We start from the raw sequence: 10,332 nt of genomic DNA, 5'->3' as shown, positions 1-10,332 counted from the left end.
GCGACCATCGTCCGGGAGACGGACACCACCGTCGCCTTCCGCGACATCAACCCGCAGGCCCCCACGCAGGTGCTGATCCATCCCTGGGACGCGCCAGCCGACGACTCCGAATGGCGGCTCTGGCTCGCCTCGCACGACTTCGGGCAGCTCGCGGTCAACGGCGTGGGCGGCGAGCCGCCGTTCGTGCAGCCCGCCCACTTCTCGTACGATCCGCGGACCGGCCCGTACGGCGAGGTGGTCACCCACCTCGCCCGCCCGAACCCGATCTGGGCGGCTCTCCGGGCGAACCCGCAGGTCCTGCTGAGCGTCGTCGACGACTACGCCTTCGTCCCCGGCCCCTGGCAGGCCCCCGAGGGCGCCCCGCCCGAACACGGCACCCCCACCAGCTTCTACACGGCGGTCCAACTGCACTGCACCGCACACCTGGTGGACGATCCCGCCGCCAAGGCGGAGCTCCTCAACCGGCAGGTGGCCCACTTCCAGCCCGAGGGCACCACCGCACCCGCCGTGCCGGGCGAGGCTCCGTTCGGCCGGATGCTGTCGGGCATTCGCGGACTGCGGCTTCACGTCACCGACGTACGGGCGAAGTTCAAGTACGCGAGCCACAAACCGGCCGAGGTCATGGACCGCACCGCCGCCGGGCTCGCCGCCCGAGGCGGCCCGCACGACCCGGCGGCAGCCGCACACCACGCCCGCCGCCGGACCTCGTACAGCACCTGAACCCAGGCGTGGATCAGACGAGGACGGCCGCCCGGCGCACCCGGGCGGCCTCCCGCGCCTCCCCGTACGCCAGCCCCACCACCGCGGCGAGCAGCAGCAGGGTCCCCGCCACGGTGGCCGCCGTCAGCCGCTCGTCGAGCAGTACGACGGCGATGACTGCGGCACTGACCGGTTCGAGCAGCATGATCACGGACACGGTCGCGGACCGCACGACGGCGGCTCCGGCGAAGTAGAGCGCGTACGCGAGCGCCGTCGGGACGGCCGCCACGTACACCAACAGCCATACCACCCTGGTGAGTTCGACGGTGTGCGGCAGGAGTCCCTCCGCCAGTGCGAGCGGCAGCAGGCACACCGATCCGACGGCGAAGGACCAGGCACTCGTCACGACCGGGTTGCCCCCGCCGCCGTCCCGGCCCAGCCACCGCGTCAGCAGCGTCATCACCGCGTACGCGGCGGCCGACAGCAGCGCCATCAGCACACCGCCGGAACGCACCGAGGCCCCGTCGCCGCCGAGCGTCAGCACCCCGAGCCCGGCCAGCGCCCCGACGACGGCGCCGATCCCGCCGATCCCGAGCCGCTCACCGAGCAGCACCCGCGCGCCCAGCGCGATGAACACCGGCCCCGCCCCGAGCGTGATCACGGTCGCGACCGTGAGCCCGGTCGACTCGACGGCCGCGAAGTACGCGCTCTGGAAAACGGTGAACGCGAGCCCGGTGGACAGCACCCGGGCCACCCGGCTGCCGCGCGATCCGCACCCCACACCCTAACGGGAACGGCCCGTACGCATGCAGGCGCGGGCGGCGAGCAGCAGCAGGAGCCCGCCCGCGCACCGCCAGAACGACAGGGCGAGCGGTCCGAGGTCGCTGACCCCGTACACCAGCGAGGCCGCCGCCCCGGCGGTCCCCCAGGCGACTCCGGCGACGATCAGATACAGCAGGCCGCGCCCTACGGGCAGGCCGGTGGAACGTACAACGACAGGACTGGACACGTGACTTCCCCACGGAAAGCGAAGACGGAATGGGTCGCTCGGCTCCGCACGCGGGCAGCGACGAACCGCCCGGGGACTGCCCGGGCCGTCTTCGTCCTCGGTGAGGCCTCGACCGGGCCGCCGACAAGCAGCTCCGGTGGGCACCCGCGCGCTAGGAAGCGGCGGGAGGGGGAAGTACGAGTGTGATCGGCATGATCGTCACCCTACGGCGTGGCCCGGCCGGCCGACAACGACCCTTCCGCATCCTGGACTCCGCTCGCGCCTGAAGCCCCCGCGCCGCCGGAACCGCCCGCGCCGCCTGAAGCCCCCGCATCGCCCGAACCGCCCGCCACCGGCCCCTCGCCCGCCGCCTTCGGCGTCGACGACTGCGCGATGAACGCGCCGGCCAGCACCACGGCGCCGCCCACGATCTGCGGCAGCGACAGGTGCTCGCGCAGCAGCACCCACGCCGCCACGGTCGCGATGACCGCCTCCAGACACGCCACCACGCCCGCCACCTGCGGCGACAGCTTCCGTACGGAGACCACCCCGGTGACGTACGCCAGCACGGTCGCGATCAGGACGATCCAGCCGAGCAGCAGCCACGCCTGCACCTGGCCGCCACCCATGTCGACAGTGCCGCCGAGGAGTTCCCACTTCATGTCCCAGGGCTGCGCGACCACCGTGAGGACGACGGTGCCGATCAGCAGTCCGTACGCGATGACGCCCAGCGGATCGGCCGCGTCCGCCCCGTCGCCGCCCTGGTCGGACAGCACGAAGTAGCCCACCTGACAGCAGGCGGCGCCCAGCGCCAGCAGCAGTCCCAGCGCGTCGAAGCTGAGCCCCGCCCACACCTCGACCACGCACGCGAGGCCGCCCACCGCGAGCACCACGCCGACGGCGGCTGCCCTGGTCACCGGCCGGCGTTGCACGAACCGCACCCAGCCGAGGACCAGAGCGGGCGCCAGATACTCGACGAGCAGGGCGACGCCTACCGGGATCCGGGACAGCGAGGCGAAGTAGAAGGCCTGTACTCCGGCGACGGCGAGCAGTCCGAAGCCCGCGAGCAGCGCGGGCCTGCGGCGCAGCAGCGCACGGTGGCGCCAGGCGACCGGCAGCATCACCAGCGCCGCCCCCGTCACCCGCAGCCACACCACGTGCAGAGGGTCGAGCCCCGCCTCGATCAGCGGCTTGGCCGCGACACCTGATCCACCGAATGCGAGCGCCGAGACCAGGGCAAGGCCCAGGCCGACGCTTCTCCCCTGAGCGTGCATCGGCACATCATGTCAGCTGCGGTCAGGACCCTCACCGGCGTGACACCTGTCGAGACGGACCCCGGGCATACCGACAGAAAACCTCCCCGTCCCTCTTCCCGCGCCGGCTCCTCACCCTTCCGGAACAGCGACGGCTGCCCACAAGCGCCCCGTCAACACTTCCGGTTCGATCCCCGCGCTGCGCAGCACCTCCACCGCCCGGCAGTCCGGGTCACCGGCGAGCGCGGCCAGCAGATCGGTGCCACCGGCCAGACCGGTACCACCGGCCTGCGGATCCCCGCGTTCCGCCGCCCGCGCGAGCGCCTTCTCCATGGCGGCCACGGCGGCGGGCGACCAGCCCGCCACCGGTGTCACCCCTGCCGCGCCCTCCACACGGGCCTGCCAGCGCAGCCCGTACCCGATGCTGCGCTGCACGAGATAGCCGAGCACCCGCGCGACCTGCGGCCCGCCCTCGAAGGCTTCCCGCACCCCGGGGTCGGTCTCCAGCAGGGAGTGCAGCAGGTGGGCGGTGTCGATCTGCCGGTCACCGTCACGCTGGGCCCGACGGCGCGCACCGGCGACCACCGTGGCCATTTCGACGGTGAGTCCGGCCTCGATGCCGGGGCGGGGAGGGACGGCCTCCCCGTTGCCGGAGATCCGTCGGGCGGAACTGTGCACGCCTTCACCCCATCAGTCCGGGGCCCGTCCGGTCATCCGCGCGGGGGAGCATTCCCGCATCCCACAGAAGTTGGGGACGCCGCCCGCCTTCTCCTCCTTGCGAAGGAGATCGCATGAATCTTCCCTGAGACGCACACCAAGCTGACGGTTCATCAGCATTGAATGTTCACGGCCCGACGGCTACGTTCCGCGACACCCAGCAGGTACCCGCGCGGAAGGGACGCTCACATGGCCGAGGTCAGCGCAGAGGCACGCATCGAAGCACCGGCGGACAAGCTCTGGTCCCGGCTGACGGACTTCACGTCGTACGACCAGTGGAACGCGACCCACACCAGCTTCCCGCACGGCGGACCCGACACCCTCGCGGTCGGAGCGACGTACGAGGAGAACATGAAGCTGATGGGCTTCCCGGCAGAGGTGAACTGGACGGTCGAGGAACTGACGGAGGACCGGCTGCTCGCCGTCCGCGGCAAGGGCCCGATGGGCGTGACCCTGGCGATGCGGTACTCCCTGACGCCTGCCGACGCGAGCTCCACCCTGGCCCGTATCGACGGCGAATTCACCGGCGCCGCCGTGTCGCTGATGGCGGGCAGGCTCAGGGAGTCGGCGACGACGGCCCTGAACGAGTCGCTCCGCAAACTGTCGGACCTGGTTTCCTGACCATCCCCCTCACCCTGGCCACCCCGGCCACCCCAACCGCCCTAACCGCCCTGACCGCCCTGACCGCCCTGACCCTCCCAATCACCCCAACCGTCCCGCCAGTTTCCCGTGCATCGCCGCGCTCGCCTCATTGAGCCCGGTGATGGTGACGGTCTTCCCGTACCGGGCGTACTTCGTCTCGACCGCGTCGAGCGCCGCCACCGACGAGGCGTCCCAGATGTGTGCCCGGGACAGATCGACGACCACGTCGTCCGGGTCGTCCCTGTAGCGGAACCGGAAGACGAGGTCGTTCGACGAGGCGAAGAACAGCTCTCCGGTGACGGTGTAGACCACCCTGCCGCCGTCCACCTCCCGCACCACATCCGCCAGGTGCGCCACCCGCTTCGCGAAGATCACCATCGCGCTGATCGAGCCGACGACCACGCCGACGGCCAGGTTGTGGGTGGCGACCACGCACACCACGGTGATGACCATGACGAGCGTCTCGCCGGCCGGCAGCCGCCGCAGCGTCTTCGGCAGTACGGAGTGCCAGTCGAAGGTCGCGGCCGACACCAGCACCATGATCGCCACCAGTGCCGCCATCGGGATCTCGGAGACGACCGGCCCCAGCAGCAGACAGAGCACCAGCAGGAACGCACCCGCCAGGAAGGTCGACAGCCGGGTCCTGGCCCCGGACACCTTCACATTGATCATCGTCTGACCGATCATGGCGCAGCCGCCCATGCCGCCCAGCAGCCCGGTGACGATGTTGGCGACGCCCTGCCCCACGGACTCGCGGGTCTTGTTGGAGTGCGTGTCCGTGATGTCGTCCACGAGCTTCGCCGTCATCAGCGACTCCAGCAGCCCGACGAGCGCGAGCGCGAAGGCGTACGGCGCGATGGTGGTCAGCGTGTCCATGGTGAACGGCACGTCCGGCAGTCCCGGCACCGGCAGCGACGACGGCAGTTCGCCCCGGTCCCCCACCGTCGGTACGGCGATGCCCGCCCCGACCGTGATCAGCGTCAGTACGACGATGGAGACCAGCGGCGCGGGCACCACGGTGGTGATCCGGGGGACCAGCACGGTCAGCACCAAGCCGCCCACGACCAGCGGATACACCGCCCACGGCACCCCGGTCAGCTCGGGGAACTGCCCCATGAACACGAGGATCGCCAGCGCGTTGACGAACCCCACCATGACGCTGCGCGGTACGAACCGCATCAGCCGGGCCACCCCGAGCGCCCCCAGCGCCACCTGCATCAGTCCGCCCAGGATCACGGCGGCGACCAGATACCCGAGCCCGTGCTCCTTGTTGAGCGGCGCCACGACGAGCGCGACGGCCCCCGTAGCCGCCGAGATCATCGCCTTGCGCCCGCCGACGAACGAGATCACCACGGCCATCGTGACGGCGGAGAAGAGCCCCACGCTCGGTGAGACCCCCGCGATCACCGAGAACGAAATCGCCTCGGGAATCAACGCGAGCCCGACCACCAGCCCGCCCAACACCTCGGTCCGAAACACTTTCGGCGAGGCCAACCAGTCGGGCCGGGACAAGCGGGGGATGTGCAGGGAGGGCATGGGGCCGTTTCCGTAGAAATACCGTGGCGAGAAATACCGTGGTGATGAACGTGGTGATGAGCGGAACAAAGAGCACCACTCTAATTGCCACCACCACGGAGCCATGGACACCATGCCCCCGCACGCACCCGCCCGGCCTCCTGAGCTCCCGGGTGCCCGTCGACCCGCACGAAAGCCGCGCCGGCCCGCCTGCGCACCGCTCCACCCAGGGTGACGACCACGCTGCCCCGCAACGGACCCGGAACCCAGCCCCACACCACTGTCACCGGCGCCCGCCCTGCCCCCCGGAACGGCGCCGTCCACCGCCCGCCGAGCACCGCCGGCCGAGCACCGAGCACCGAGCACCGAGCACAGACCCAACGGATTCCTACAAGCGCTCCCCCGCCCCCGACCGGCACGCTGACTGCGGCACAGAGACGGCAGCAGCACGCCACCTCACCAGAAGGAACTCCCGGCCCGCCCCCTCAAGCCCGCCCGACACACACCCTGGCCACCAAGCCCGACGTCATCCCCTACCTGGGCATCCGGCACAGCCGGAACGTCCGCCCCGGTCACCCGACACCCTCAGACAGCCGAGGCATACGCCCAACCCGGCCCACTCCTCCGACCTGCCCCCGTCCAGCCGCCCAGCACAGCCGACCGTCCGCCCTGGTCCCCAGCACGACACGGCACAGCACAGGCATCCAGCACAGCCCCATCACCTGGCACCGGCGTTCACAAGAATCACAGCGCTGCGGCGGAGCGCAGCTCACGCACTCGCACTCGCACTCGCACTCGCACCCGCACTCGCACCCGCACCCGCACCCGCACCCGCACCCGCACCCGCACCCATGAAGCAGCAACTCCCTCAGTAGCACCACCAGGTACCGCTCGCCGGCTGCGGAATCCACCCGTAACTCCCGGAGTCCCCCGGCCCGCGCCGGAAGACGGCGGTCACCGTGTCGGGCCGATAGGTCCTGATCCGCACGGGATTCCCCCGCTCGTCGACGGACTCCAGCACGATCTCCCCCGACTTGGTCCGCCCAGCCGCCTGAGCCTCCACCACATCATCGACACCTTCGGCCAACTGCAACATAAATACGGCCACAACGCCTCCTCAGCCCCAACAACGAACCGAAGCACCCTAACCCCCCAAACCCCAACACCCCTCCCACAACCACCCATTGAGCCCTACCCCGACAAATGTCCACCACCATCCCCAGGCCGGCGCCGCTCCTCCCCACCCCCACCCACGGCACACGCGCCGACTTCCCATGCCACCGCCTACCAGAAACCCACACCTCCACCCTCCGAGCAGGCCGAGCAGCCAGCAGGCAACTCCCCCCACCCGACACAGCTCCCCCCTCTCCGCCCCCGGTCCCCGGCCCCGGTCCACCCACCCTGAATTGGCCGTACCCTCCACCCACCGCCCGCTCCTACGCTCCCCCCATGCGCATCCGAACGGTCGACGCCTTCACCTCAACTCCCTTCCAGGGCAACCCCGCCGCAGTCCTCCTACTGGAGGACGCCACGTCCTTCCCCAAAGACGAATGGCTCCAGCACGTAGCCAGCGAGCTCAACCTCTCCGAAACAGCCTTCGCCCACCCCATCCGGCCCACGGACACCGACGGTGACCGGGGCAGGAACAGGAACACAGGCGCAGACGCAGACACAGCCACAGCCACAGCCACAGCCACAGCCACAGCCACAGCCACAGCCACAGGCCACCCCACCGGCCCCGCCGACTGGGCCCTCCGCTGGTTCACCCCCACCACCGAGGTCGACATGTGCGGCCACGCCACCCTGGCCACGGCCCACGTCCTCCACACCACGGGCACCGCCACCGGAACGGTCCACTTCACCACCCGAAGCGGCGCCCTCACCTCCACCGCCCACCCCGACGGCACCCTCACCCTCGACTTCCCCACCGCCCCGCTGATCCCCACCGAGGCACCCCAGGGCCTCGCCGAAGCCCTCGGCACCGAGCCCCTGACCGTCCTCTACACCGGTGACCAGGTCGGCGACTACCTCGTCGAGTGCCGAAGCGAGAGGGAAGTCCGCGCCCTCGCCCCCGACATGAAGGCCCTGGCCGCCCTCTCCCGGCGCGGCGTCATCGCGACAGCACCCGCCGAATCCCCCTCCCGGGGCTACGACTTCGCCTCCCGCTGCTTCTTCCCGGCCCTGGGCATCGACGAGGACCCGGTGACCGGCAGCGCCCGCACCACCCTCGCCCCGTTCTGGTCCGCCCGCCTGGGACGCACCGAACTGACCGGCCTCCAGGGCGGCCCCCGCACCGGCCTCGTCCGTACCACCCTGCACGGCGGTCGCACCCACCTCACCGGCCACGCCGTCACCGTCCTCGACGGCGAACTCCTCAGCTCTCCCTAGCCCCCAAGAGCCCGGGCCCTCCATCGCCCCGCCCCTCTAGAGCGTGGGCAGCCAGTCCACCTTCCCCGCCAGCACCGCGTACCCCACGAAGGCCCCGATGTCGAGCAGCGCGTGGGCCGCCACCAGCGGCCCCACCCGCCCCCACTTCCGGTAGAGCAGTACGAACACCACGCCCATCACCATGTTCCCGATGAAGCCGCCCACCCCCTGGTACAGGTGGTACGACCCCCGCAGTACCGAACTCGCGACCAGCGCAGCCATCGGCGTCCACCCCAACTGCCCCAGCCTGCGCAGCAGATACCCGACGACGACCACCTCCTCCAGCACCGAGTTCTGGATCGCCGACAGGATCAGCACGGGGTACTTCCACCACACCTCGGGCAGCGACTCCGGCACCACCGTCAGGTTGAACCCCGTCGCGTTCGCCACCAGGTAGAAGGCCAGCCCCGCGCTCCCGATCCCGGCCGCGACCAGCGTCCCGCGCCCCAGGTCCGACCACGGCCGCAGCCGGTCGAAGCCGAGCGCACGCAGCCCGCTGCCCTCCCGCAGCAGCAGGTGCGCGACAAGCGCCACCGGCACCAGCGCAGTCGAGATGCTGAACAGTTGCCAGACGAGATCCAGCCACGGACGTCCCGGAGCAGCGGAACTGTTGAGATTCGCCGCCTGGTCCTTCAGCCCACCTGGTTTCGTCACCGCCCCGACAAACCTGATCAGCGCGGACAGCCCACTGGCCCCCAACGACAGGGCCAGCACGAGCAGCAGCTCGGTCCCCAACACTCGCCTCGTCAGCGGCTGTTCACGTCCCGGAGCCGGCTTCTCGGGTGGCAAATCGGCCATCTGCCCCGTATCCCCTTGCACTCCTACCTCCACTTGTGTCATCCCGCGCATTCCCGCCTCATCCTGATCCCCGCACCACTAGGGTCTCGAATGCAGGTACGAAGACCGCGCGCGACAGGCCGGGGGGTCGAGCGCCGATCCACCGGCCGTACCCCCCTCCATTCCTTGCCGAACGACTCCACGGCTCACTGCCGCAAGGCTCAAGGAGGGGCACCACCGCATGGGACGTCACAGCTTGCCCGACGAGCACGGACCGGACGGCAGCAGGTCCGCCCGGCCACGCGTGCGTACCCGTACCGTCCTCATCGCCACCTCTCTGGTCCTGGCCGTGGCGGCGGGCACCACATATGCCGTACGCAGCGGAATGCTCGGCTCCGATTCTTGTGGCGACGGTACGGTGCGCCTGGGCGTCGTGGCATCTCCCGACATCGCCCCCGCCCTTCGCGCCGCCGCCGACGAGGTGCGCCGTACCCGGGCCAAGTCCGACGGCAACTGTCTCGACGTCCGGGTCACCGCCCGCGACTCCGCCGGGGCCGCCGACGCGTTCGCCACCGGCAGGGGGACCGAGGGCTACCAGGTGTGGATACCCGACGCCGACATGTGGCCCCAGCGCGTGCGGAGTTCGGGGACCGCACCGCTCACCGCGGCCGGCAACGTGGCCTCCTCACCCCTGGGCGTGGCCACGGTCCCGGCCGCGGGCAAGACCCTCGGCTGGCCCGCCAAGACGTACACCTGGGCCGAACTGACGGCCGCCACCACGTCGGGCAACGCCCCTCGCCTGGGCACGGCGGACCCCGCCCGCAACGCCACCGGCCTGATCGCCCTCACCAGCGTCGGCCAGTCCGCGAGCGCCTCGGACCCGGAGGGGACCAAGTCCGCTGCCGTCGCCAAGATGCTGTCGAAACGCATGTCGGACAGCGAGGGCCGACTGCTGAACACCCTCGCGCGCGACGACTCCCCCTCGGAACGCGCCGATCCACGGCGCAACCAGGCCCTCTTCCTCTCCGAACAGGCCGCGTTCGCGCACAACGCCGCGGGACGCACGCCGAAACTCCAGCTGTTCTACCCGAAGGACGGCACCGCGCTGCTCGACTATCCGTACACGCTCCTCGACGAACCGGGGATGACCACCGACCAGAGCCGGGCCGCGATGCGCTTCCAGGCGTTCCTGGGCCAGAGCGAGGGCCGCCGCGTCCTGGCCGGGCACGGCTTCCGCGTCCCGGGCAGGCCCGCGGACGAGAAGGTCGTGCGCACCGCGGGCGGGAGCGCTCCGCAGCCGTACGTACGGACTGC

Annotated in this window: 9 protein-coding genes and 2 pseudogenes; 5 read left to right on the top strand and 6 right to left on the bottom strand. The window is 71.0% G+C overall.

Annotated elements, in window-relative coordinates:
- Positions 1–84 (top strand): annotated as a pseudogene (locus tag ACWGIG_RS32075) (HIT domain-containing protein); the annotation flags it as partial.
- Entirely contained in the window at positions 70–720 is a 651-nt protein-coding gene (locus tag ACWGIG_RS32070; RefSeq protein WP_453325200.1) for an FMN-binding negative transcriptional regulator, read from the top strand. The pseudogene ACWGIG_RS32075 and the gene ACWGIG_RS32070, both read left to right, overlap by 15 nt.
- A gap of 13 nt (positions 721–733) precedes the next feature.
- Here ACWGIG_RS32070 and ACWGIG_RS32065 read toward each other — a convergent pair.
- The 3 genes and pseudogenes from ACWGIG_RS32065 to ACWGIG_RS32055 form a co-directional block, all read right to left on the bottom strand.
- Positions 734–1,708: pseudogene (locus tag ACWGIG_RS32065) on the bottom strand (DMT family transporter).
- A 203-nt stretch (positions 1,709–1,911) separates the two neighbouring features.
- Positions 1,912–2,961: an EamA family transporter gene (locus tag ACWGIG_RS32060; RefSeq protein ID WP_453325198.1), complete on the bottom strand. Its 1,050-nt coding sequence runs from the start codon at positions 2,959–2,961 to the stop codon at positions 1,912–1,914.
- A gap of 111 nt (positions 2,962–3,072) precedes the next feature.
- Positions 3,073–3,534, bottom strand: coding sequence for a Clp protease N-terminal domain-containing protein (locus ACWGIG_RS32055; RefSeq protein WP_453325199.1), 462 nt, complete (start codon positions 3,532–3,534; stop codon positions 3,073–3,075).
- Positions 3,535–3,846: 312 nt separating this feature from the next.
- Between ACWGIG_RS32055 and ACWGIG_RS32050 the strand changes: the two genes are divergently transcribed.
- On the top strand, positions 3,847–4,278 hold the full coding sequence (locus ACWGIG_RS32050) for a type II toxin-antitoxin system Rv0910 family toxin (RefSeq protein WP_453325197.1): 432 nt from the start codon (positions 3,847–3,849) through the stop codon (positions 4,276–4,278).
- A gap of 81 nt (positions 4,279–4,359) precedes the next feature.
- Here ACWGIG_RS32050 and ACWGIG_RS32045 read toward each other — a convergent pair whose 3' ends face one another.
- Together ACWGIG_RS32045 and ACWGIG_RS32040 are read right to left on the bottom strand one after the other, a co-directional pair.
- Positions 4,360–5,835, bottom strand: coding sequence for a SulP family inorganic anion transporter (locus ACWGIG_RS32045; RefSeq protein ID WP_453325196.1), 1,476 nt, complete (start codon positions 5,833–5,835; stop codon positions 4,360–4,362).
- A gap of 847 nt (positions 5,836–6,682) precedes the next feature.
- Positions 6,683–6,922, bottom strand: a complete 240-nt coding sequence (locus ACWGIG_RS32040; protein ID WP_453325195.1) for a hypothetical protein — start codon at positions 6,920–6,922, stop codon at positions 6,683–6,685.
- Between the two features lie 341 nt (positions 6,923–7,263).
- On the opposite strand from ACWGIG_RS32040, the gene ACWGIG_RS32035 reads away from it, so the two are divergent.
- A complete protein-coding gene (locus tag ACWGIG_RS32035; RefSeq protein ID WP_453325194.1) occupies positions 7,264–8,202 on the top strand; it encodes a PhzF family phenazine biosynthesis protein in 939 nt (312 codons plus the stop codon).
- A gap of 36 nt (positions 8,203–8,238) precedes the next feature.
- On the opposite strand, the gene ACWGIG_RS32030 is transcribed toward ACWGIG_RS32035, so the two are convergent.
- A complete protein-coding gene (locus tag ACWGIG_RS32030) occupies positions 8,239–9,039 on the bottom strand; it encodes a CPBP family intramembrane glutamic endopeptidase (protein ID WP_453325193.1) in 801 nt (266 codons plus the stop codon).
- Positions 9,040–9,259: 220 nt separating this feature from the next.
- Between ACWGIG_RS32030 and ACWGIG_RS32025 the strand changes: the two genes are divergently transcribed.
- Positions 9,260–10,332 (top strand): substrate-binding domain-containing protein (locus ACWGIG_RS32025; RefSeq protein WP_453325192.1); only part of this gene is annotated, 1,073 nt, incomplete at its 3' end.

Source organism: Streptomyces sp. NPDC054863, assembly GCF_053610825.1.
The sequence above is the reverse complement of the archived record's forward strand: the minus strand, read 5'-3'. Positions and strand labels throughout refer to the sequence as shown.

Coding starts and splice junctions, on each gene's coding strand:
- ACWGIG_RS32060 (WP_453325198.1), bottom strand. CDS start 2,961: ATGCACGCTCAGGGGAGAAGCGTCGGCCTGGGCCTTGCCCTGGTCTCG.
- ACWGIG_RS32055 (WP_453325199.1), bottom strand. CDS start 3,534: ATGGCCACGGTGGTCGCCGGTGCGCGCCGTCGGGCCCAGCGTGACGGT.
- ACWGIG_RS32050 (WP_453325197.1), top strand. CDS start 3,847: ATGGCCGAGGTCAGCGCAGAGGCACGCATCGAAGCACCGGCGGACAAG.
- ACWGIG_RS32045 (WP_453325196.1), bottom strand. CDS start 5,835: ATGCCCTCCCTGCACATCCCCCGCTTGTCCCGGCCCGACTGGTTGGCC.
- ACWGIG_RS32035 (WP_453325194.1), top strand. CDS start 7,264: ATGCGCATCCGAACGGTCGACGCCTTCACCTCAACTCCCTTCCAGGGC.
- ACWGIG_RS32030 (WP_453325193.1), bottom strand. CDS start 9,039: ATGGCCGATTTGCCACCCGAGAAGCCGGCTCCGGGACGTGAACAGCCG.